The following is a 23,452-nucleotide window of genomic DNA, read 5'->3' as shown; positions in this document are numbered from 1 at the left end:
AAGGCCTTAAAACCATCCAAAATCCATGGATTAAACCCTAAACAGGCTGCAAATATAGCTATAATTTATACGAACCTTCTACGGGAATTTTGATTATTTTCAGGAATGAAATTTTTTATTCTCTGGTCATTCAGCTTCTTTTTTATTTCTGATTGGGATGAAAGATGGGGCTTTTATGCGCATTCCCTGATCAACCGAATGGCGGTTTTCTCCCTTCCACCGGAGATGATTGGGTTTTACAAGAGGGAAATCCAATTTATTACTGAAAAGGCCGTCAACCCGGACCGGCGCAGATATGCAGTGGAAGGGGAAGCGGAAAAGCATTACCTGGATTTGGACCATTACGGGGACAGCGCCCTCCAAGTACTTCCAGAATATTGGCATGAGGCAGTCGAGAAATTTTCAGAGGACAGCCTTCGGGCAAATGGAATTGGCCCCTGGGCAGCCTACCAGACTTTTTTGGGGCTGACCAAAGCCTTCAAAGAGAAAAACCTCGGCGGAATTCTCAGGCTATCTGCAGATTTGGGACATTACTTGGGGGATTTAAACGTCCCTCTCCACACCACCAAAAACTACAACGGTCAACTCACCGGGCAGGACGGAATCCATGGCTTTTGGGAAAGCAGAATCCCGGAACTCCAAGCCAGCAACTATTCTTTGTGGGCTGGAAAAGCGGAGTATGTGGAAAAACCCCAACTTGCCATTTGGGATGCAATTCGGGAGGCTCACTCCCAAGTGGACAGTGTGCTTCGGATTGAACGTGAGCTGAGTTCCCAATTTCCGGAGGATCAAAAATACAGCTACGAAGAGCGGAATAGGCTGACCGTCCGTGTGTATTCGAGGGAATTTACCACCGAATATGCATCTGCCCTTGATCAACAAGTAGAGCGACAAATGCGCAAATCGATTAAAATGATTGCGGACTTTTGGTTTACGGCTTGGGTAAATGCAGGACAGCCGGATCTCATTCAACTAAATGGCCCCTTGCCTGAGGACGAGGATTTTTCGATAAAAGTGAAGAAGAACCTGAGGGAAAATTGAGTTGGCAGTCTCAGTTCGCAGTACTTCCAATAATATGAGCCATAAAAACACAAAGAATGAACTACCAGGATCTAATTGCCTATCAAAAGGCATTCAATCTAGCCATGAGGATTTTTGAAATCAGCAAGTCATTTCCACGTGAGGAAATTTATTCCTTAACTGACCAAATCAGGAGATGAAGTAGATCAATTTGCACCAACCTAGGAGAAGGTTACCGAAAAAGAAGATATCCAGCTCACTTTATTTCAAAACTGAGTGACGCAGATATGGAAAATACAGAAACTCAAGTCTGGTTAAATTTTGCGTTATCATGTCACTACATTTCAGAAGTGACATTTGCTGACTTAAACAAAGAAGTCGAAGAAATTGGTCGGCTTTTGAATTTCATGATCAAAAATCCTGAAAAATTTGGTTCCAAAAACCATTGAGCAACCTGCGACTACTGCCTACTGAGACTGCCTACTACATCCCAACTAAGCCTTCAGATTTTAGTGTCTGAATTCAAATACTCCCTTATAGCCTTCCCCAATCTCTCAAAGGTATTTTTAAAAACAGCTTCATCCTCCTCTAACAAGGTCACCCGAAATCCTCTCAGATCCGAACAAAAAGAAGATATTGGCACCACACAGATTCGCTCAGATGCCAAAAGATAATATACAAATCGCTTATCCAAGGGCATCTCCGGATCGGCTAGCCACCCATCCAACAAGGTCTGCAAGCGCGCATCCTCTATAGGAAGACTTTGTTTGGGATTCAATACTCCTTCATCAAAAACAATGGTATTGTAGAAAGCTCCTTGAGTTGGGTTGAACTTAATACCTGGAATATCCCCCAATATTTCACGCATCCAATCAGAACGCATCCCAATTTGAGTATTGGCCTGAACCCGATACGCATGGTATTCAGGATGGCTCATGATTCTTGGAATGGCCAACTGAGGAAGAATCGTGGAGCAAACCTCTATCATTTTCGCATTCTCCAGGGTTTGACAGAGTTTGGAAAACTCACGAGAAGCCTCTCTGTTGTAAAATTCCATCCATCCACATCTTGCACCGGGCCAGGGAAATTCCTTGGAAATCCCTTTCAAAGAGATCGCAGGACGGTTACCAACCACTTCGCCAAGCGCTACAGCTTTCACGCCATTGTAGGTTATATTTTGATAGATTTCATCTGCGATTAGTAAGAGACTGAATTCCTCCGCTATTTTCACAAATCCCTCCAAAACCTCTTTTGGATAAACCATCCCGGTTGGATTGTCCGGATTGATGATGAGAATACCTACAATGGAGGGGTTGTATTTTACCTTCAGATACAAATCCTCCATATCCGGCAGCCACTGGTTATCCGGGTCCAATTTATAGGTAATCGGCGCTGTATTGGCGTGAGCAGCTTCTGCGGAACTGTGGGTGGAATAGGCCGGGGAAGGTCCAATAATCCGTGCGGTAGGCACAAGGAATTGATACAATTTGGCAATAGCATCCCCTAATCCATTGAAAAAAAGAATGTCCTCGGCAGTGATTTGAGTCCCCTTCTTTTCGTTATTGAGGTCTGCCAAAAACTTACGGGTTTCCAACACTCCCTTGGAGTCGGCATACCCATAGGTTTTGTCCTCTTTTAAAAGATCCGCGATGATGGATTTCATCCAATCCGGGACATGATTGCTTTTTTGGATGGGGTCCCCGATGTTTTCCCAAGTCATGGGATAGCCCAAGGACTCGATTTGCCGGGCTTTTTTTACAATGCCCCGAATTTCATAGGAAAGCTCCTCTGCTCCGGGTCTAAGGAGTAACTGTCTCATAGGTTAATAGGCTGATAGGAAATAAATTCCTATGCAAAGAAAGGGAAAAGAGAAAGGAAATTCCGAGAAATCACACAGAAAGAAAATAAAAGTCTCACTGAGAAGCACCAATCTGTTTAAATCATGAAAAGGGAATTTTTAATTCAGATTTCAACTTAGCTCAATCTTTTTGCCTTAATTCATAGATATAGTAACACTGATACTCTTTTTCAAATGCATGGATCTCTGCCTGATCTGCATATTGTAAATATCTGCCCTTACCCACATTCAACTTAAGGCTTCCCGGAAATGTCCATGGGATCGGATTGCCCATTAGTTTTCCCTCCTTGATAAAATAGTAGAACCGTTTTCTTGTAGGTAATATTTCATCATCTTTCGCCCTGTTTTGATTTAGAGCAACTATATCCAAATCTTCTCCCGTTCTGTACCCCACCAATACCTCGTTTCCATTCCCCATCATTTCGTCAAAAGCTCCCGCAAACTTCACATTATCCTCTGTAAATTCTTTTACGGTGGCTAAACTGGCTTCTGCCATCGGAACCGAAATGAGCACATCCGGTTTCAGCCTGGGCAAGGCCACTTTGTTGACTACCTGGAACCCCTTCTGAGGATCTAGCTGATAAAAAGTAGAATCACCGTATAGGATTGTTGAAATTAAATTGGACTTCCCGTCAGAAAAGAAAACCGGTTTGTCCATCAATGGATAGAACTCTCCCGAACGGAACTTACCGCTTTCTTCCAATCTCCCTCCCCTGATTACCTGACCTGAATTTACATTCACAAGGTGTACAAGATTCAGCGTATCAAAATAGTCCATTGGATATTGAGATAAATAGCCATCATTGAGATTGGAAACTACCCAATTTCCCCCATCCGAAAAACGAAACGTACTCAGATTATCGAGAGAAAAATGAACCAGCCTTACTCTTGGGTTTTGCTTGAATGGATAATTTCTCAGAGGTTTCAAGTTCAAATCATACAAAAAGGCCTTTCTGTCAGATAAAAATAAAATCTCGTCCCCAACAAATCCTGCCCGTAACAACACCATACCAAAAGCATCAGGCCCTTCGGAAAGCTTGTTTTCGGCCAAAATTTCCCCAGAATCATTTACCACAAAATAATGCCCTTCCATACTTGCCTGCTTTACCAAAAGATAAAGCCCCTTCTCTTTATGATAGTCCATGACATGGACAGTCTCCAAGATGTCGAGGACCAGGGAATCTACTTTGACGAACTCATACTCAAGGCCTGAAGATGCCGATTTCTCTTGACAAGACAGCATCAAAAACGCCACGCAAACAAATACAAAATATCGAAACATGGGACAATTATATATTTAGCCAATATACGATAATCACGTAATGCAAGGCAAATATCTTCCGCCTGATAAAAACAACCTTCTTTTCTAGAACCATGAGAGGCCCAAATGCAACCCTGCACAGGGCTAACTGTATTTCACCTCAATTCCCTATGTATAAAATCCGGGATATAGAATCAGAAATTGCCTATCCAAAAGCGAAAAAGAGAAGAATTCTAATTTCAGCTTTTTGACACCTTCTTTCTGAATTCTCCCTCTTTGGCTCTATTTTAGACCTTTCCAGCTGGTTTTATCCCTACTTTCCATTCCAACTGCTTTCTTTCTCTTTTCTGACCTTAGGATTCTGATTCCATCTTTTTTACCAACTTGCTATTATCCTCCCCGTACAAGTACTTTAAAGTCAAAAAATTAAGCAAATATCCTCCCTCAAGTGGTCCCTATCCTACTCCGAATTCTCATCTTTCTGATTTTCATCGCCTTGATCGACTGGTATTCCTTTCAGGCTTTCAAAACCCTATTCCCTAACCAAACTTGGGTAAAAGTCGCATTTTGGGTCTTTTCGATCTCGGTTTACCTTTTTGTCGCTTACGGTTTTCTGACATTCAACCGCGGCCCGATCAATCCGAGTTTTGGGAGAATGATTTCCTTGCTGATACTCTCATTGATTCCAAAGCTGATCATCTTGGTATTCATGTTTGGAGAGGACATCACCCGTTTTTTTACAGGGATTTTTCAAACTGTAAGCGGAACCCGAAAGGGTGATTTTTTGGCTGATCGAAGAAAATTTCTAAGCCAAACCGCCTTGGTGCTTTCTGGGATTCCTTTTTTGGGTATTCTCCATGGGGTTCTAATTGGAAAATATCGTTACCGGGTAGTAAAGCACACACTGGAATTTGACGACCTCCCGGAGGAGTTTGACGGATTTACCATCACCCAGATTTCGGACATCCACTCCGGAAGTTTTGACGACAAAAAGAAGCTGGAATATGGCATTGATTTGATCAACCAGCAGGAATCTGATGTCATTCTTTTTACAGGGGATCTGGTCAATAACCAAGCCGAAGAAATGGAACCTTGGATAGATACCTTTAAAAAACTAAAGGCGCCGTTGGGCAAATATTCCATCCTCGGCAACCATGATTACGGGGACTATATGTCTTGGCCGAATCCGGAAGCCAAGGAAGCCAATATGGAGCGGCTGTATGATATTCAAAAAGAACTTGGATTTAGGCTCCTTCGAAATGAAAACGTCAAAATCGAAAAATCCGGAGCAAGCATAGACTTGATCGGCGTGGAGAACTGGGGAAAGGGATTTGTACAGCATGGAGACCTGACAAAAGCAGCCGCAAACCTCAGAGATCAGAGTTTTAAGATTCTAATGAGTCACGACCCATCGCACTTTGACGAGGAAGTAAAGACCTTCTCCCAACTAATCCACCTCACACTTAGCGGGCATACCCATGGCATGCAGTTTGGAATAGAGATTCCGGGGTTTATCAAATGGAGTCCTGCCTCCCTTCGCTATCCCAAATGGGCAGGATTGTACGAAGAACTAGGTCGCTACCTGCACGTGAACAGAGGATTTGGATTTTTGGCTTTTCCGGGACGAGTTGGTATCTGGCCGGAGATTACGGTACTGAAGTTGAAGAGGAAATCAGCTTTTTAAGTCAAAAGTTTGAAGTGAAAAACCTAAAAAAATCTAAACTCGCTTTTCAACTATCAATAAACAAACCTTTAACCAATGTCCAAGGGTTCAAAATCCGCATGATTTTTATTGCAGGTTTTTAATTTTCTCTGACCCATCTTAGAAATTTCATCCCCGATATTCACCAGAACTAGAATATCTGCAGTATTTTTCTAGATTCGGACTTTTAATAAAATAATGTTCCCGAACAATATTCAACCCTCTATCCCATGAGAATCCTCATTTTAATTTGTTTTGCATTCCTCACGTATAATGTCAAAGCTCAATCAGAAAAAATTTATGATTATTCAAACCCTTCATTGACTATTAAACCTGCTCCTTCCGAAGAATTTGAAATTTGGTTAAAAGAAAATAATCAAAAATTAGGTGTAAAAGCTCCCTATAGCTCGAAAAAAGGAACAAAAGTTACCTTGGTTTTTATAGTTGATGAAAATGGAAGAATTCAGAATCCAAAAATCTGGAGGGGAATTGGTCAAGGTTATGATGAGTATGCTTATGAATTAATTAAAAGCAATCCTAATTATTGGATATCTGGAAAAACAGATGCCAGTAATGTAAAAACTGAGGTTTATTATCAATTAGACTTTATGAAAAACAATAATTCAATTCGAACCAAAGAAAACGATCTCATGAAATAAATCGTATCTTTTTGTTTTTCAATAAACACAAAAAGACCACTCAATTTATCCACTTGAAATTGAGTAGTCGTAGCCATGGAATGCAATTTGGGAAAGAGATTTCTGAAATGGAGTCCTGCCTCCCTTCGCTACCCCAAATGGGCCGGATTGTACGAAGAACTAGGCCGCTACCTGCATGTCAACCGTGGCTTTGCTTTTTTGGCATTTCCGGGACGGGTTGGGATCTGGCCGGAGATTACGGTGCTGAAGTTGAGGAGGAAATAAATACTGGGGGATCCGTATATATCCAACTACATGTAAGATATATGCACGTAAAAAACGTATAAATAAACAAGTTATCTGTAATAAGCCATAGTATGCAGTTCTCGAAGGACACTATACAAAATAGCATCCAGTCAACCAGCGGTGAATACGCATGGCGTAAAAGTGACGTCCTAAAGGCAATTAATGAGCTTGCGGATAATGACTGCGCTATCCTTGGAGGTGACGTGTGGTTACTAAAGAATGTTTATGAAAACAATCAAGCACCATTAGCACAAATCTCTCAAGATAATATTGTAATTGGTGTAATAGAATGCAAAGATGGGACAACCGGAGTATTCAACTGGTATAGTAATAAAACGCCTAAGGAAAATTGGAGTGATTATGTGAGACGTTCTATGAACGAAACTGAAGATGCTATTAGGAAGTTACGTACAGAAAATCAGGTAAAAGAAGAATATCGTGATAGAATATTCTACAATTTGGTGTATTGCAATGAAAAAGAATTTGAAGAACTACATAAAGATGATCTACAGATAACAGCACCTACACCTCAGCGCGGAATGTTTGGATGGTTTAAAAATCTATTTCGCTCAAAAAAATCTAATTTAGAATAAAAATTAGTTTTCTACCGCGCCGCAGGCGTAGCCGCAAAACGTTGGGGTTAATACCGAAAATGAAGATACATTTATACATTTATATTCTTTTAATATTAATCCTTCAATCGTGTGGGCAAGAGGGATCTAATGAAGAAGTGAATCATGTGCGAAGGGAATTGGATGATGAAATTCTACCTGCTAATAAAGAAGTTTATGATTTGATAAATGCTGCAATCCAATTAAACGAAATAGGAGATTTGGGAAATTTAAAATTCAGAATACTCGATAGTTTACCAGCAGACCCTTATGGCTACAGTTTTTTGGATGACAATGAGTTATTAAAAAAATACAGCAGATTTGATACAGTTTCATTATACCAGGCTGAATTATTAGTAAGATTGAGTAAACTGAAAACCTTTAAACTAGACTCTAATAAACTGCCTCAATTTGAGATATTTTCTTCCGATTCTATAGACTTTAACAGATCATTCTCAGAAAATATAAATACAGAGCCATTTCTATTGTTTTATTCCCCTTTAATAAGTGTTGACGGAAAATTGGCAATCATATCTATTGACCATATATGTTTTGGTTTATGTGGTGAGGGATGGAGTTTAATCTTGATAAAAGAAAATGATAAATGGATTAAAATTGGTGAAATATTTAGGTGGGTTTCATAAAAAGGGTGTAATAAACCCAACATTGTATAAGCGTAATGCGGACTGAATGTCAAAATGGATGATTTATGATTCTAAGAGACTTTGCTGTAGGCAGACAGAGAACGTCTCCAAATCCCCCGCAATACGCTTATACTTGACCGTTCAGAAAAAGCAAAAAACCTCCGAATTATCAGATACTTCGGAGGTTTTCTTTTTGACTGCTTCGTCCCTCGCAGAGACGAATTCTATATTTATTTCAAATTCTTATATCGAATTCTTTTTGGCGTCACATCACCCAGACGCTTCTTCTTGTTTTCCTCGTAATCGGTGAAGTTGCCTTCGAACCAATACACCTGAGAATCTCCTTCAAAAGCCAAAATATGGGTACAGATTCTATCCAGGAACCAACGGTCGTGGGAAATGATCACCGCACAACCCCCGAAGTTTTCCAAGGCTTCTTCCAAAGCCCGGAGTGTATTCACATCCAAGTCGTTGGTAGGTTCATCCAAAAGCAGCAAGTTTCCGCCTTCTTTTAAGGTCAAAGCCAAATGAACCCGGTTTCTTTCTCCTCCGGAGAGAACCCCGACTTTTTTCTCCTGATCAGAACCCGCAAAGTTAAACTTGGAAACATAGGCTCTGGAATTGACTTCCTTATTGCCCAGCTTCATCAGTTCATTACCTTCTGAAATAGTCTGAAACACCGTTTTATTGGGATCCAGATGATCATGTTCCTGATCCACATAAGCCAGTTTCACAGTTTCTCCTACTTCAAAATTTCCCGAATCAGGCTTTTCCTGACCGGTGATCAATTTGAACAAAGTCGTCTTACCTGCTCCGTTTGGTCCAATAATACCTACAATGCCTCCTTGGGGTAAGGCAAAGCTCAAGTTTTCGAATAATAGTTTATCGCCATACGCTTTGGAAACATGATTAGCTTCGATCACTTTGGCTCCCAATCTAGGTCCCGGCGGGATAAAAAGTTCGAGCTTGGCTTCTCTTTCTCTGGCTTCTTCACCCACCAATTTGTCATAGGCATTCAAACGTGCCTTTCCTTTTGCTTGACGGGCTTTTGGAGCCATGCGGATCCATTCCAATTCCCTTTCGAGAGTTTTCTGACGCTTGGATTCCGTTTTTTCCTCCTGTTTCAAACGGTTTTGCTTTTGCTCCAACCAAGAAGAATAATTTCCTTTCCAAGGAATGCCTTCACCCCTGTCCAATTCTAGAATCCAGCCGGCCACATTATCCAAGAAGTAACGGTCGTGAGTCACTGCGATGACAGTTCCCTTGTATTGCTGAAGGTGTTGTTCCAACCAAAGTACCGACTCGGCATCCAAGTGGTTGGTCGGTTCATCCAGCAACAAAACATCCGGTTCCTGCAACAAGAGACGGCAAAGCGCAACTCTTCTTTTCTCACCACCGGAAAGATTTCCCACGACAGCATCACTAGGCGGAAGGCGAAGTGCATCCATGGCCTTGTCCAACATCACATCCAGTTCCCAAGCATTGGCAGCATCCAATTTCTCCTGGACTTCACCTTGGCGTGTGATCAATTTGTCCATGGCATCCGGATCTTCCATCAGGGCAGGATCCATGAACTTTTCATTGATTTCTTCAAATTCCTTTAGGAGGCCCACAGTTTCTGCAACAGCCTCCTCCACAATTTCCTTTACGGTTTTGTTGGGATCAAGCTTGGGTTCCTGCTCCAGCATTCCCACAGTATAACCGTGAGAAAAAACCACCTCGCCGATATAATCCTTATCTACGCCGGCAATGATTCTGAGCAAAGAAGACTTTCCCGAACCATTGAGACCCAAAACACCAATTTTGGCGCCATAGAAAAATGAGAGGTAAATATCTTTGAGGACTTTCTTCTGAGGGGGGTAAACTTTGGACACCCCGGCCATAGAAAAGATGATTTTTTCTGCACTCATGCGTATTATTTTGCGTTAGTTATTCGATAAACAGCAAAGATGGCAAAAAAAGCCCTTTCTTAGGATAAGTGCTTTTGAATTAATTAATTTGCGGAAAATTGAAAACGACCACCTAACCTACTGTAGAACAATGGAGCATCCGTATGGATACATTAAAGACGGCAAAGTTTATTTAAAGGGATTTTTGGGGCATGCAGATAGAGTGATTGGTGAAGTGAAAGAAGACGAAGCCTCCACCATCAGTTATTTTGAGGCACGTTTTGAGCAGCTCAAAGAAAAAGTTGAAAAACTGAAAACCGACATACAGGAAAACCAGAACAAAGGATCTTTCCTGATGAAGCTGATACATTTACGCGATTCCCTTTATCAATCCGATGCTTTGGGTGATTTTGTTCCTCTGATCGAAGAGCTCAATCAACAAGAGACCTTTCTCAACGAAATCATTCAGGTCAACAGGACCAAAAACCTGGAGGTCAAGAAAGACCTCATCCAAGAAGCTGAAGCAATGAAAGACAATACCGACTGGAAAGAAGGAACTGAAGCTTTTAAGGATCTCAAAATGCGCTGGATCAAAACCGGCCCCGTTGAAAAGGAATTCCAAGACCAAATGGAAACCCAATTCAATGATGCTGTACAGCATTTCTTTGAAAATAGAAGGCATTTTTTCGAAGGCATGGCCCTTCAGGCGGAAGAAAACATCAAAGTTTACGAAGCCCTTGTCGAGCAAGCCCGGGAAGCCCATGATCTTCCTGATGCCAAAATGGCCTTCGAAATCAGTAAGAAAATCCAAAAAGAATGGAAAGCGGCCGGAAAAGTCCCGGCAGAAAAAAGACAACCGCTTTGGGATGAATTTTCCAAACTGAACAACCGTATATTTTCCCGCTACAAGCGCACCTTAAATCCGGGGCCTCAAATGCACCCTAGAGAGGTGATGAAAAAAGTGGAAACCCTTACGGATGAAATCAAAAAGCTAGCAGGGAAGCCCACTACCTTTGATTTGATCAATCGCGCCAAGGAAATTCAGCAGGAATGGAGAAAACTTCCTCCCAGAAAACCTAAAGACGCAAATTTACTGGCAAGATCCTTCCAGTTTTTCTCAGATATTGTATTCGAAAAGGCCTTTTTAGAAAAATTGGTGCACGGAAAATACCCTGACTTTGATCAAAAAAGCCAAGAGGAACAATCACAGATAAAAATAGCCTTGCTCAAAGATCTGCTTCACCGCGATCAAACGGAATATGATACTGCCCAATCCAATTCTGACAACTTCAGGGTACAGACTGGGGATTTTGAGATAATGATGAAGAAAAAGTTATCGGGTCTTAAGCGAAAAGTTGATGTAAAAAATTATATTTTAAAGCAACTTTCTTTCAAATAATAAGTACACGATTACATATCTAAAAAAAAAGATAATTTTGCAACCCTATAAAATCCGGAACACTTTAAAATTAACACTATGTACTGGACACTTGAATTAGCATCCTACCTTGAGGACGCTCCCTGGCCAGCCACCAAGGATGAGCTGATCGATTACGCAATCCGATCAGGAGCTCCAATGGAGGTAGTAGAAAACCTACAGGAACTAGAAGACGATGGTGAACCTTACGAGACCATCGAAGAAATCTGGCCGGACTATCCGACCAAAGACGACTTCTTTTTCAACGAGGACGAATATTAATTAACAAAGCCCCGCCCCGATAGCTATCAGGGCGGGGCTTTTTTCTTTTAATGAAAACGCTTTTCTCTTATAAACCAAGCACTTGACGCAACCGAGAATACCCAGTCTTGCTCACTGGAACTTTTTCTCCATTTTTCAGATGCACCAAGTAGTTATCCCTTTCATAAGGCTCTATTTGAGTAATTTCATTCAAATTGAGAATATAGGATCGATGCACCCTGACAAAATGCCCTGAATCCAATGCTTCCTCCAAGGACTTCATTCTCATCTTTTTTAAAAATTTTCCAGAGGCAGTATGGATCAGTATGTAATCATCCTGAGCCTCAAAAAAAATCACATCTGAGACCGGAATGACTTTGATCTCATTCTTCACACGAACTACAAGTCGATTGCTCTTCTCTGCTAAATCATGCATTTCAGCACTGGGCTCTCGGTTTGAAGCACCATGCTGTTGCAGGAATTTGTCCAAGGCCTGGTTGAACCTCGTTTGGGAGAAGGGCTTCAACAGATAATCAATCGCGTTGGCATCAAATGCTTTCAGCGCATATTCATCAAAGGCAGTGGTAAATACCACTGCAGGAGGCTCATCCAACAACTCCAGCATTTCAAAACCTGTGATCTTGGGCATCTGCACATCCAAAAAAATCAAATCCGGCTCATGCTTTTGAATTGCTTTCAGCCCCTGGAACCCATCATAGCAAACTTCCAACAACTGAAATTGTGGATATCCTGCCAAAAACTCCTGAACAATCCCGGCTGCCAGAGGCTCGTCGTCTATAATTAGTGTCTTGATCATTTCTGCAAGGGAATTTTGAGCGCCACTTGAAACAGGCCTTCCTTCTTTTCTTTGGTCAGTAAATCATTTCTTCCAAAGAGTAAATACAATCTACGTTCCACCGAGCTTAATCCAAAGCCCATTCCCTTCGGAGCTGGAGTTTCGGGATCAAATGAATTGGAGAGTTGAAGCATCAAGTAATTCTGTGATTTTTCCGCTTTAAGCTCAATACGAACCTCTCCGGTAGTTCCGTAAAGCCCGTGCTTGATGGCATTTTCCAAAAGTGGCTGAATAAGTAACTGAGGCAAGGTCAAGGATTTCGCTTCCTCACTGATCACAAACTCCACCTGCAAGCGATGTCCAAACCTTACCCGCTCTATATCCAGATACATTTTCAAATACTCTAATTCCCCACTTAGGTCCACCCAGTTTTTCAGATCCTTGCGAATGGTGCCTCTTAAGAACTCAGCAAGCTGTAGGACCATCTCCCTTGCCCTTTGGGGCTGAGAGATAATCAGTGCGCTTATTGAATTCAGACTATTGAAAAGAAAATGGGGTTGAAGTTGCTGCCTCAATTGAGCCAGTTCCACTTCTCTGGACAATTCATTCATCTGGATTTCCCGCTTCCGGCTTTCCTCTTGTTGCTCTAATTTAGAAATCACGATGGCTAAAAGAGCAACCAGTACCTCGGCCAAGGCCAAAATAGCCCATCTTAAAAAAAAGTGGTCATTGAGGAAATCCCTATACACTTGATCCTCCCCAAATACCAAAGACAATAAAAGCTTATGCAAGTAAGCCCCTACCAAACTCAACAGAACAGGAAGGATCAGGAGCAACCAATTATTCCCTCCTTTGGGAATGTAAAAGCTAAATATTCTCTCCAAAACAAAGACTGCTCCCAAAAACACAAGGCTAAATACAGTCGCATCAGCCAAGGAGACCATTCGGTCCAATCCATAAAAATTAAGGATCAAAAAGGAAGCAAGGAGCCAAATTAACCCGGCTCCCTGAACAACCCAAGTGGCTTTAGACGGAGATGAAAATGCGTTAGAAAACAAAACTCAGTCTGATTTTAATGAATAGGAAGGTCGTTAAAATGATTTGATTTCCAAACCTCCAAACAATACAGTGCCTCTTAGAACCAATACTTTATCAGGATCCACCTCCGATTGACGGTATATCCGCTTGTCCTCCACTCCTGCCGCGATGTTGCTTACCTCTGTTCGTACATCCCAATGTGGTGGCACAATAATTTTCATTCCTCCAAATATCACATCCACCTGAAGGGTTACCAATCCTTTGAAATCAGCCTGAGTAAGATCTAAATCAACCCCTCCGAAGGCTGCCGTCAGCTTTCCTCCCTGAAAATTTTTGGACAATACACGCTTATTAACGCCACTGAAAATCGCATCAATATTTAACCTGTCAGAGAAGGTAAAACCTGAGCCAGCTGAAGCAGTTCCCAAAGGTTCCGTCCCCGTACTCCCTTCCTCTGTTGATGAGGAAGACTTTCTGGACTGCATTTGTTCCCGAATACTTTCTATTACCTGTTTTTCTTTTTGCTTTTGGGAAATCAGATAGAGCCCAAGTATGATCAAGCCAATTGGAAGAATGTAATTGTGAAGGCCAAAATCAAAATCAAATTCCCGTTCTAAGAGGAAGTAGACCCCTGCAAATAAGGTAAGTCCCCCAAACAGACTTTTAAACTGGTGTTTGATCAAGGTAAAAACACCAATCACGATCAGAATCATGGGCCATGTAAGCATCCATGCCGGATAGAATACGCCCAACTTTTTTAACAACAACAGCAAGCCTAAACCCAGAATGATAAATCCGAATATGATGCCGCCATCACTGTTTTTACGAGGTGTTGAATAATTTGCCATCAGTCAAATAGTTTAAAGTAATGGTCAAATCTATCCCTGGATCAAGGTTTAAAAAACACGAAATAGGCCATTCGTTTGGAAAAGTAGGTGAGTCCGCACAAAAAGTCGGTAAATCTGCAGGCTTCTTTACTCAGCCTTCTTTCTTCTTGAAATCAGAAACTCCGCATACTCCATGTCTTCCGGAGTGGTGATCTTGATATTTTCAGGATTCCCCGCAATCAGGTTGACCTGCCACCCCTGATGCTCGTAGACTGTAGCATCATCTGTAAACTGTGGCAATTCTACAGTTTCAAATGCCTTTTTGATTTTATCCAACTGAAAAGTCTGGGGTGTCTGAACCAATCTGAAATATTGCCTTTCCTGATAGATGGACCCGTCATTATCCATCAGTTTGCGGATGGAATCTTTCAGGGATACCACTGCAATTGCACTTCCGGATTTTTCTGCCTCCTCAAAACTATTTTGGATCACTGCTGGACTAACAAAGGGACGGACTCCGTCATGAATCGCTACCAGCCCCTCTTGAAAACTCACGGCTTGAAGCCCATTGCGAACAGACTGGAACCTTGAATTTCCTCCGGCTACCAGCTTGTAGGGCAAAACAAATCCATACTTTTTACAAAGAGATTCCCAATAAGAAAAATCATCCTGGGGCAAAACTAAAATAAGCTCCATGGAAGGATCCACTTCATGAAATACATTCAGCGTATGCATCAGGATTGGTTTTCCCCCAATGGGTAGATATTGCTTGGAAACCGGCCCACCCATTCGGGTTCCTCTTCCTCCTGCCACTACTATTGCCGCTTTTTTCATAATTGGAATTTTGGGACAAAGGTAATTTCTCAACCTTCAACCCCTATTACCGAAAGATAAAATTCTTATGAAACAAAAAAAAAGCCCCATTTAAGGGGCTCATTAATTTTTAAAGGATCAACATCGCGTCCCCATAAGAGAAGAAGCGGTATTTTTCCTTGATGGCTTCTTTGTATGCTTTCATGATCAGGTCGTATCCTCCAAAAGCAGCCGTTGTCATCAACAAGGTCGATTCCGGCAAATGGAAGTTCGTGATCAGGGCATTCGCAATTTTAAATTCATAGGGAGGTATGATGAATTTGTCTGTCCAGCCGCTGGAAGCTTTCAGGCGTCCATTTGCTGTCACTGAAGATTCAATGGTCTTCAAGGAGGTAGTTCCTACAGCCACTACCCGCTTCTTATGATCCAAAGCCTCATTGACCAACTTCACAGTCCCCTCAGGAATATTGTAATTCTCGGAATCCATCTTATGCTTGGTCAGATCCTCTACATCAACCTGACGGAAAGTACCAAGACCTACATGAAGCGTGATAGGGGTTACTTCCACTCCTTTCAACTCCAGTCTCTTCAATAGATGTGGAGTAAAATGCAAACCAGCAGTTGGTGCTGCTACTGCCCCAACATTTTCAGCAAAAACTGTTTGATAACGATCCCGATCTTCAGGCTCAACCTTTCTTTCGATGATTTCCTTCAAAAGCGGGGTCTCTCCCAAAGAGTCTATCGTTTTCTGAAACTCCTCTTGCGAACCATCGAACAGAAAGCGAATGGTTCTCCCTCTGGAGGTAGTATTGTCAATTACTTCTGCAACCAAGTCGGAATCTCCAAAGTAAAGCTTGTTTCCTACTCGGATTTTTCTGGCTGGATCTACCAAAACATCCCAAAGTCTAAGTTCAGGATTAAGTTCTCTCAAAAGAAAAACTTCAATTTCGGCTCCTGTCTTCTCCTTGTTGCCATAAAGTCTAGCAGGAAAAACCTTCGTGTCGTTGGCAACAAACACATCCCCTTCTCCAAAGTATTCAATGATATCTTTGAAAACTCTGTGTTCGATTTCTCCAGTTTTGCGATGTACCACCATCAATCTGGATTCATCTCGATTGTCGGTGGGATAAAGGGCGATTAACTTTTTTGGGATGTCAAATTTGAAATCTGATAATTTCATAGAGAAGCTTTAGATGTCTACGCTTAACGCTTGGTTTATTTAATTCAGAATTACTCTAAAAAATGCAAAGATAATAACAATAGTTCCCAATTTCAGCTAACTTGACAATTTGTTTTCAACCAACTATTGATCGCATGCTCTTTTTCCAACTCACCTGGGAAAGTTTAAGGTTTGCTCTTACAGCCTTGAAATCCAATCTGACACGCACAATTCTCTCCCTTTTGGGGGTTACAGTCGGGATTTTTGCCATTATTGCTGTTTTTACTTTGGTTGATTCCTTGGAAAACAACATCAAATCCTCTCTGTCTTTTTTAGGGACCAATGTTATCCGGGTGGATAAATTCCCTTTTTCCACTGGCCCAAGAAGTAATTATCCTTGGTGGAAGTATTTTCAAAGACCTTCCAATACCGTAGCAGAGTATAAATTTCTAAAGGAAAACCTTAAAAATGCCAATGGGGTCACCATTGCAGCATCAGCCAACACTACGGTCAAAGCAGGAAATAATGCCTTTGAAGGAATGCAGCTGACCGGGGTATTTGAAACTTACGATGAGGTTTATGATGTACCCATTGAGGAAGGGAGGTTTTTCACGGAATCTGAAATCAACGGAGCCAGAAATCTAGCCATCATAGGCAGGACCATTGCCACCACACTTTTCCAAAACGAAGACCCCCTTGGAAAGGAGATGAAAATAAAAGGTCTGAAATTCACAGTTGTGGGGATTTTCGAAGAAGAAGGCAGTGGAGTTTTGGGGGAACTTCCATCCAAGGATGAAGCTTGCCTTATTCCTTATGGAGCATTTACCAAAATGTTCAATACTGGCAAAAACGGAATCAACCCAACGATTGCCGCCAAAGGCATGGAGGATGATATCGGCATGGTAGCCATTGAAAACGAAATGATCGGCCTGCTTCGGGCCAAAAGAGGACTGAAACCAACAGAAGAAGATAATTTTTCTCTCAACAAAACCGAATTCCTCCAAAATGCCATCGGATCTATCTTCGATGTAATTTCAGTAGCCGGATGGGTGATTGGAGGCTTTTCCATTCTAGTGGGAGGTTTTGGTATCGCCAATATCATGTTCGTCTCCGTTAGAGAAAGGACGAATATCATCGGAATCCAAAAATCCCTTGGGGCCAAAAATTATTTCATTCTTTTTCAGTTTTTGTTTGAAGCCATCGCCCTTAGCCTGATCGGGGGACTCACGGGCATCTTATTGGTATATTTCCTCAGCTTTATCCAACTAGGCAGCCTGGATCTGATCCTTTCAGTCGGCAATATAATTTTGGGCCTAGGGGTATCATCTGCCATAGGAATTGTCTCTGGAATCATTCCTGCCACCCTCGCTGCAAGGCTGGATCCGGTGGAAGCGATACGAACAACTTAAAATAAAAAGGGGAGCCAAATGGCTCCCCTTCTTTATGTTTATACTTCTAAGAATAGAAAATTAATCCTCCATCTCCCCTGCAGGCTCAGTCGGCAAAAGTCCAGAAGCAGCCTTGATTTTCACTTCCAATTCTTCCATAAGTTCCGGATTGTCCAAAATCAAATTTTTCACGGCATCCCTTCCCTGCCCCAATTTTTCGCCATTATAAGAGAACCAAGAACCTGCCTTCTTGATAATATCAAACTCGACACCAAGATCGATGATTTCACCTACCTTGGAAATACCCTGACCATACATGATATCGAATTCCACCACCTTGAAAGGAGGGGCTACTTTGTTTTTGACCACTTTCACGCGGGTTCGGTTGCCCAGGATGGAATCTGCACCCTCTTTGATCTGGCCGATCCGGCGAATGTCCAAGCGGACAGAAGCGTAAAACTTCAATGCATTACCACCGGTGGTGGTTTCTGGGTTACCAAACATCACCCCGATTTTTTCACGCAGCTGGTTGATGAAAATACAGGCGCATCCAGTTTTATTGATTGCCCCGGTCAGTTTCCTTAAAGCCTGGGACATCAACCTGGCCTGAAGCCCCATTTTGCTTTCACCCATTTCACCTTCAAGCTCCCCCTTAGGTACCAAAGCGGCAACCGAGTCAATCACGATGATATCAATGGCTCCGGATCGGATCAGATGCTCGGCAATTTCCAATGCCTGCTCCCCATTGTCCGGTTGAGAAATGAGGAGGTTCTCCGTATCAATGCCCAACTTTTCAGCATAGGTTTTATCAAAAGCATGTTCCGCATCAATAAAAGCTGCAAGCCCACCTGCTTTTTGTGCCTCCGCAATACAGTGCATCGTCAGGGTGGTTTTACCGGAAGATTCGGGTCCATAGATTTCGATCACCCTTCCCCGGGGAATTCCTCCTACCCCCAGTGCCATATCCAAACCAAGAGAGCCAGTGGAAATAGCCGGCACGTCCTGCACCTTATTGTCACTGAGCTTCATTACAGTGCCTTTTCCGTAGGCTTTTTCCAACTTATCAATGGTCAGTTGGAGCGCTTTCAATTTTTCTGCGTTATTACTCATGTATTTCTTATTATTAGGTATCGAATCAGTGAATTTAGTCAACGGAAAACCCATTAGCAACGAACAACCCCTTATTGGATTGGAATACCAAATTCGTATTTTTAATCACTATTCGGCACGCTTTTTCGTAATACTTACAAAAGTACCCGCATTTTGTCAGGTATTGTCACCAAAAATTATGAATATCTTCAAATCGCTTATCCTTTGCTTCCTGATCTTGGCTGGTCATTCCCTCCATGCCCAGGAAAATAGCAATGAGGCCTTTACCTTTGGAGAGGAGTTGAACTTTGAAGTGAGCTATGGTTGGTTAAACCTTGCAGATGCAAAAATGCAGATTTCACGAAGAGCTCACCAAGAGGACAACAGGGATCATTTCAAGATCGATGTGTTCGGTAAAACAAAGGGAGCCGCGACCATATTCGGAAGAGTAAATGACAACTGGGGAACCTACCTGGATGTTGAAACCAAGCTTCCAAAAATTTCCTACAGACATATAGAAGAAGGAAGATACCGTAAACACGAAAAAGTATTTTTTGACCAAAAAGACCACAAGGCCTTTATGCAGCTTTTTGACAGGGAAAACAAAACCCTTCAAAGGGAAATGGAATTTGCGCTTCCCGGACAAGTTCAGGATATCGTGAGCGGATTTTATTATTTGAGGACCCTGGATTTGGGAAAACTCAGCCCAGGAGACACTGTATTCATTAAAGGATTCTTCGATAAGGAAATATATAACATAAACTTAATCTTTGAAGGAGAAGAAAAGCTGGATACCGAGCTTGGAAAGGTGGAAACTTACATTTTCTCTCCCCAGGTACCTGAAAACAAACTCTTCAGAGGAGAATACCCCGTCAAGGTCTGGGTCACAAAAGACAAGAACAAAATACCCGTAAAAATAAAGGCGAACTTATTCTTGGGTTCCTTGAATTTTGACATCGTATCAGCGAAAGGCTTAAAGAACAATTGAAAACCGGCAGGTAACATTCCGGTAACAGTTATGTCCAAAATATTGGGATTTCAGACAATAAACCCGCTTGAAGAGGTATATTAGGCAGGATAAGTTTGGCGTCAATCTTTAAATATTGCTTAATTTTAACCTGAACATTAAGGAAAATCCGAATGGGTGAGAAACAAAAAATCAAGGTTCTGGTAGTAGACGACGAGCCAGATATTGTAGAAATTCTCAAGTACAACCTCCTTAAAGAAGGCTATGAGGTAGCCACTGCTGAGGATGGAATCAAAGGCGTAAAAACGGCTACCAAATTTTTGCCGGATGTCATCTTGTTGGACATCATGATGCCCAATCAGGACGGTGTAGAAACCTGTCTCCAGCTCCGCCAAATCCCCGAACTAAAAAACACCTATATTATATTTCTAACCGCAAGGATGGAAGAGTATTCAGAGGTGGCAGCTTTTGACGTAGGTGCAGACGACTACATCACCAAACCGATCAAGCCCAGAGCCCTGATGAGCAGGATAGCTGCCCTCTTCAGAAGAGAATCCAAAAAGGAACAAGAGCAATCCCAGATCAAAATCAAAGACCTGGTCATTGACCGGGGAAGTTATACGGTAGAAAAGGGAGGCAACACCATCTCCTTGCCTAAAAAGGAATTTGAATTACTGTATTTTCTGGCCAAAAACCCCAATATGGTTTTCAGCAGAGACGAACTCCTTCAAAACATCTGGGGAACGGATGTCTTTGTTTTGGCCCGAACCGTGGACGTTCATATCCGAAAAGTCCGGGAAAAAATCGGGGAGGACTACATCACTACGGTAAAAGGAGTTGGTTACAAATTTGACCTTGGCTAAATATGCTAGCTACCTCAAGGGGAATTTCTTTACTATTGGCTCTGGCCATTTCAGTTCTGGTGGCAGCATTTCTTTCTTTATTGGAAGATGCCACCCCAACCCTATTACTGGTAGCAGGAGGCTTATCCTTTTCCGCATCTTATTTATTGATCAGTATTACTCTGGAGTTCCTTGTTTTCAAAGAGATCGGAAACATTTATGCGCTTTTGGAGAAAATCCAGAAGAAGGAACTCTCTGAAATAAAAAAGAAACAATCCAAATCCTCTGTTTCTCCACTGAAGAACATCAATGAAGTGATCAACTCCTATGCCATGGCCAGGCAAAAGGAAATTGAGACACTTCAGAAAAACGCAGAATTCAGAAGGGAATTTATTGCGGACATTTCCCACGAATTGAAAACACCAATCTTTGCCGCTCAGGGCTATGTCCACACGCTTTTGGATGGTGCGATTGAAGATAAGCAGGTCCGGATGAAATTTTTGAAGCGGGCTGCCAAAAGTTTAGACTCCCTGGACGTCCTGGTCCAGGACATCCTGACCCTTAACCAGATGGAAAGCGGGGTAATCAAATTTGTCTTTTCGGATTTTGATCTCAAAGAGCTTATTCTTGAAGTAATTGAAGAACTGGAACACAAGGCCAGCAAGCGACAGGTAAGTATTGATTTCAAATTCGAAGCCGACAAAAATTACATTACCCATGCCGACAGAGGCAAAATCTACCGGGTCTGCCAAAATCTGATTTTCAATGCGGTCAAATACAACCACGAGGGCGGGGAAGTAAAAATCTCCATGAAAACCCAAAAGAACTCCATTCAGATCGACATCAAAGACGATGGACAGGGGATTCCTCCGGAGGACTTAAAGCGGATTTTCGAACGCTTTTACCGAGTGGAAAAAAGCCGCTCCAAAAAAGAAGGAGGCACTGGTTTGGGATTGGCTATCGTCAAACACATCCTGGAAGGACACAAAAGTAAGATCTCCGTCAGCTCTACTGTGGGCAAAGGTTCGATATTTAGCTTCTCTTTGCCTTTGGCAAAAAACCCAAATCCAGAGGGGGTAGCCAAATCTGAATCCGGCCCATCGAAATAATCCGGCCACATTTTTTTACTGCCTAATTTTCACCTACCTTTGCAGCCTCTTTGAAGAGGCAGGAGAATCCATGAAGAAAGTAGATTTTCAGAACCTGATTCTGTTTGAAAACGCGGATTACCTGGTAATCAACAAGCCGCCTTACCTATCGAGCTTAGACGACAGGCACGAGGCGCAGAACATCCTGGACCTAGCCAAGATGCATACAGCGGATGCCCAGCTGTGTCATCGATTGGACAAGGAAACATCCGGATGTCTGGTGATTGCCAAGAATCCAGAGGCCTACAGGCACATGGCCATCCAGTTTGAAAACAGGAAGGTGGAGAAAGTCTATCATGCCGTAGTGGAAGGGATCAAGGATTATGAGCATCTGCTTGTAGACCGAAACCTGGTAGCTAGCAATAAAGGAATCGCCAAAGTCAGTAAAGAAGGAAAGCCTGCGCAAACGGAATTCAATACTTTGAAAACCTATTACGCGCACTCGTTGATCGAATGCAAGCCTATTACAGGGCGACTGCACCAGATCCGGGTTCATTTGGCCTACCTGAAGTCTCCGATATGCGGTGACACTTTGTACGGCGGCAAGCCCTTGTATCTTTCTTCACTCAAGCGCCGCTTCAATCTCAAAAAGAACACGGAAGAATTACCCATCATGCAGCGGGTATCTCTTCATGCCTATTCCATAGGATTTGAGGGCTTGGACGGACAAAGAATCCAAGTTGAAGCTCCCTATCCCAAGGATTTTCAGGTTTTGGTCCATCAGTTGGAAAAGAACTCCTGAAACTCATCGGAATCAGTGCATTTGGAGTCCAAAAAAAATCGACCAAATGGCTAAGCCTGTGAAAATTAGGACTTAGCCTTGGAAATATTTTGCATGAAAAATAAAATACTTCTATCTTTGTGTCCCTTTTTGAGGGTGAAATATATTTAACAAGCTAAAAATTAAACAGTTACACAGTGGATACTTTGAGCTATAAGACCGTATCAGCCAACGCCGCGACTGTAGAAAAGCAATGGGTAGTTGTGGATGCCCAAGCTGCAGTTTTGGGTAGATTGGCTAGTGAGGTAGCAAAAATCTTGAGAGGTAAGACGAAGCCAAGCTTCACTCCTCATGTGGATTGCGGTGACAATGTGATCGTAATCAACGCAGACAAAGTCAGATTGACTGGTGACAAGTGGGACGCGAAAGTATATGTACGTCACACCGGTTACCCAGGTGGTCAGCGAATCTCTACTCCTAAATTATTGAAGGCAAAGTCTTCAGCAATTTTGGTTGAGAAAGCTGTAAGAGGCATGCTGCCTAAAAACAGATTGGGAAGAAAATTGTACGGAAATCTGTACGTGTATGAAGGATCTGAGCATCCACATGCAGCACAGCAGCCAAAAACCATCACTCTTTAATCGACTTAATTCATGGAAATGATCAACAAAATCGGTAGAAGAAAAACCTCTGTAGCCAGAATCTACATGGCTCCAGGAAATGGTAAGATCACCGTAAACAATCAGTCATTGGAAGTTTACTTCCCATTTGATTTGCACCAGATCGTAGTAAAGCAACCATTGGCTCTTGTTGGGGTTGAAGGAAACTACGACATCCAAATCAACGTGGACGGCGGAGGTATCAAAGGCCAGGCTGAAGCAGCCCGTATGGCTATCTCCAGAGCTTTGTGTGATTTCAACGAAGAGCACAGAGGTCCTTTGAAGAAAGAAGGTTTCTTGACTCGTGACCCTAGAATGGTAGAACGTAAGAAGCCAGGACGTAGAAAAGCAAGAAGAAGATTCCAGTTCTCCAAGCGTTAATAGGAATACTCCTTCAC

At 42.3% G+C, this 23,452-nt stretch carries 23 protein-coding genes and 2 pseudogenes; 16 read left to right on the top strand and 9 right to left on the bottom strand.

Annotation, left to right across the window (positions count from 1 at the left end):
* Positions 1-105: 105 nt before the first annotated feature.
* Positions 106-1,041 carry a zinc dependent phospholipase C family protein gene (locus P2G54_RS14495; protein WP_275872264.1) on the top strand — a complete coding sequence of 312 codons (936 nt, stop codon included), beginning with the start codon at positions 106-108 and terminating at the stop codon, positions 1,039-1,041.
* Positions 1,042-1,097: 56 nt separating this feature from the next.
* A pseudogene (locus P2G54_RS14490) lies at positions 1,098-1,469 on the top strand (four helix bundle protein).
* Positions 1,470-1,522: 53 nt separating this feature from the next.
* Here P2G54_RS14490 and P2G54_RS14485 read toward each other — a convergent pair.
* A complete protein-coding gene (locus P2G54_RS14485) occupies positions 1,523-2,839 on the bottom strand; it encodes a pyridoxal phosphate-dependent aminotransferase (RefSeq protein WP_275872263.1) in 1,317 nt (438 codons plus the stop codon).
* 160 nt (positions 2,840-2,999) lie between these two features.
* Positions 3,000-4,160, bottom strand: a complete 1,161-nt coding sequence (locus P2G54_RS14480) for a hypothetical protein (protein ID WP_275872262.1) — start codon at positions 4,158-4,160, stop codon at positions 3,000-3,002.
* A gap of 427 nt (positions 4,161-4,587) precedes the next feature.
* On the opposite strand from P2G54_RS14480, the gene P2G54_RS14475 reads away from it, so the two are divergent.
* The 5 genes and pseudogenes from P2G54_RS14475 (at position 4,588) to P2G54_RS14455 (ending at position 8,040) form a co-directional block, all read left to right on the top strand.
* On the top strand, positions 4,588-5,823 hold the full coding sequence (locus tag P2G54_RS14475; protein WP_275872261.1) for a metallophosphoesterase: 1,236 nt from the start codon (positions 4,588-4,590) through the stop codon (positions 5,821-5,823).
* A 248-nt stretch (positions 5,824-6,071) separates the two neighbouring features.
* Positions 6,072-6,500 (top strand): hypothetical protein, encoded by a 429-nt coding sequence (locus P2G54_RS14470; RefSeq protein ID WP_275872260.1) that lies wholly within the window; start codon positions 6,072-6,074, stop codon positions 6,498-6,500.
* 47 nt (positions 6,501-6,547) lie between these two features.
* A pseudogene (locus P2G54_RS14465) lies at positions 6,548-6,764 on the top strand (metallophosphoesterase); the annotation flags it as partial.
* Positions 6,765-6,856: 92 nt separating this feature from the next.
* Entirely contained in the window at positions 6,857-7,378 is a 522-nt protein-coding gene (imm40, locus tag P2G54_RS14460) for an Imm40 family immunity protein (protein ID WP_275872259.1), read from the top strand.
* Positions 7,379-7,437: 59 nt separating this feature from the next.
* Positions 7,438-8,040 (top strand): hypothetical protein, encoded by a 603-nt coding sequence (locus tag P2G54_RS14455; protein WP_275872258.1) that lies wholly within the window; start codon positions 7,438-7,440, stop codon positions 8,038-8,040.
* Positions 8,041-8,270: 230 nt separating this feature from the next.
* On the opposite strand, the gene ettA is transcribed toward P2G54_RS14455, so the two are convergent.
* Positions 8,271-9,950 (bottom strand): energy-dependent translational throttle protein EttA, encoded by a 1,680-nt coding sequence (gene ettA, locus P2G54_RS14450; protein ID WP_275872257.1) that lies wholly within the window; start codon positions 9,948-9,950, stop codon positions 8,271-8,273.
* A gap of 130 nt (positions 9,951-10,080) precedes the next feature.
* Here ettA and P2G54_RS14445 point away from each other — a divergent pair, with 130 nt between their 5' ends.
* On the top strand, positions 10,081-11,328 hold the full coding sequence (locus tag P2G54_RS14445; protein ID WP_275872256.1) for a DUF349 domain-containing protein: 1,248 nt from the start codon (positions 10,081-10,083) through the stop codon (positions 11,326-11,328).
* Positions 11,329-11,406: 78 nt separating this feature from the next.
* Positions 11,407-11,628 carry a DUF2795 domain-containing protein gene (locus P2G54_RS14440; RefSeq protein WP_024284896.1) on the top strand — a complete coding sequence of 74 codons (222 nt, stop codon included), beginning with the start codon at positions 11,407-11,409 and terminating at the stop codon, positions 11,626-11,628.
* Between the two features lie 67 nt (positions 11,629-11,695).
* Here P2G54_RS14440 and P2G54_RS14435 read toward each other — a convergent pair whose 3' ends face one another.
* From P2G54_RS14435 to queA, 5 genes are all read right to left on the bottom strand, one after another.
* On the bottom strand, positions 11,696-12,424 hold the full coding sequence (locus tag P2G54_RS14435) for a LytTR family transcriptional regulator DNA-binding domain-containing protein (RefSeq protein WP_275872255.1): 729 nt from the start codon (positions 12,422-12,424) through the stop codon (positions 11,696-11,698).
* A complete protein-coding gene (locus tag P2G54_RS14430; protein ID WP_275872254.1) occupies positions 12,421-13,461 on the bottom strand; it encodes a histidine kinase in 1,041 nt (346 codons plus the stop codon). The genes P2G54_RS14435 and P2G54_RS14430 overlap by 4 nt, the downstream gene beginning before the upstream one ends.
* 33 nt (positions 13,462-13,494) lie before the next feature.
* Entirely contained in the window at positions 13,495-14,289 is a 795-nt protein-coding gene (locus P2G54_RS14425) for a DUF5668 domain-containing protein (protein WP_275872253.1), read from the bottom strand.
* A gap of 126 nt (positions 14,290-14,415) precedes the next feature.
* A complete protein-coding gene (locus P2G54_RS14420; RefSeq protein WP_275872252.1) occupies positions 14,416-15,102 on the bottom strand; it encodes a 2-C-methyl-D-erythritol 4-phosphate cytidylyltransferase in 687 nt (228 codons plus the stop codon).
* Positions 15,103-15,211: 109 nt separating this feature from the next.
* Positions 15,212-16,261: a tRNA preQ1(34) S-adenosylmethionine ribosyltransferase-isomerase QueA gene (queA, locus tag P2G54_RS14415; RefSeq protein ID WP_275872251.1), complete on the bottom strand. Its 1,050-nt coding sequence runs from the start codon at positions 16,259-16,261 to the stop codon at positions 15,212-15,214.
* A gap of 134 nt (positions 16,262-16,395) precedes the next feature.
* On the opposite strand from queA, the gene P2G54_RS14410 reads away from it, so the two are divergent.
* Positions 16,396-17,649 (top strand): ABC transporter permease, encoded by a 1,254-nt coding sequence (locus tag P2G54_RS14410; RefSeq protein WP_275872250.1) that lies wholly within the window; start codon positions 16,396-16,398, stop codon positions 17,647-17,649.
* Between the two features lie 60 nt (positions 17,650-17,709).
* Here the strand turns inward: P2G54_RS14410 and recA are convergent, their stop codons facing one another.
* Entirely contained in the window at positions 17,710-18,738 is a 1,029-nt protein-coding gene (gene recA, locus P2G54_RS14405) for a recombinase RecA (RefSeq protein ID WP_275872249.1), read from the bottom strand.
* Positions 18,739-18,916: 178 nt separating this feature from the next.
* Here recA and P2G54_RS14400 point away from each other — a divergent pair, with 178 nt between their 5' ends.
* From P2G54_RS14400 to rpsI, 6 genes are all read left to right on the top strand, one after another.
* On the top strand, positions 18,917-19,705 hold the full coding sequence (locus P2G54_RS14400) for a DUF3108 domain-containing protein (RefSeq protein ID WP_275872248.1): 789 nt from the start codon (positions 18,917-18,919) through the stop codon (positions 19,703-19,705).
* Between the two features lie 152 nt (positions 19,706-19,857).
* Positions 19,858-20,547: a response regulator transcription factor gene (locus tag P2G54_RS14395; RefSeq protein WP_275872247.1), complete on the top strand. Its 690-nt coding sequence runs from the start codon at positions 19,858-19,860 to the stop codon at positions 20,545-20,547.
* A 2-nt stretch (positions 20,548-20,549) separates the two neighbouring features.
* Entirely contained in the window at positions 20,550-21,635 is a 1,086-nt protein-coding gene (locus tag P2G54_RS14390) for an ATP-binding protein (RefSeq protein WP_275872246.1), read from the top strand.
* A gap of 70 nt (positions 21,636-21,705) precedes the next feature.
* Positions 21,706-22,416 carry a pseudouridine synthase gene (locus P2G54_RS14385; RefSeq protein WP_275872245.1) on the top strand — a complete coding sequence of 237 codons (711 nt, stop codon included), beginning with the start codon at positions 21,706-21,708 and terminating at the stop codon, positions 22,414-22,416.
* A gap of 176 nt (positions 22,417-22,592) precedes the next feature.
* Positions 22,593-23,036 (top strand): 50S ribosomal protein L13, encoded by a 444-nt coding sequence (gene rplM / locus P2G54_RS14380; RefSeq protein ID WP_275872244.1) that lies wholly within the window; start codon positions 22,593-22,595, stop codon positions 23,034-23,036.
* Positions 23,037-23,048: 12 nt separating this feature from the next.
* Positions 23,049-23,435 (top strand): 30S ribosomal protein S9, encoded by a 387-nt coding sequence (gene rpsI, locus P2G54_RS14375; RefSeq protein ID WP_275872243.1) that lies wholly within the window; start codon positions 23,049-23,051, stop codon positions 23,433-23,435.
* Positions 23,436-23,452 lie beyond the last annotated feature (17 nt).

It is taken from the genome of Algoriphagus sp. CAU 1675, from assembly GCF_029222925.1.
Taxonomy (GTDB): Bacteria; Bacteroidota; Bacteroidia; order Cytophagales; family Cyclobacteriaceae; genus Algoriphagus.
Note: the sequence above shows the minus strand (reverse complement) of the source record. Positions and strands in the feature narration are given on the sequence as shown.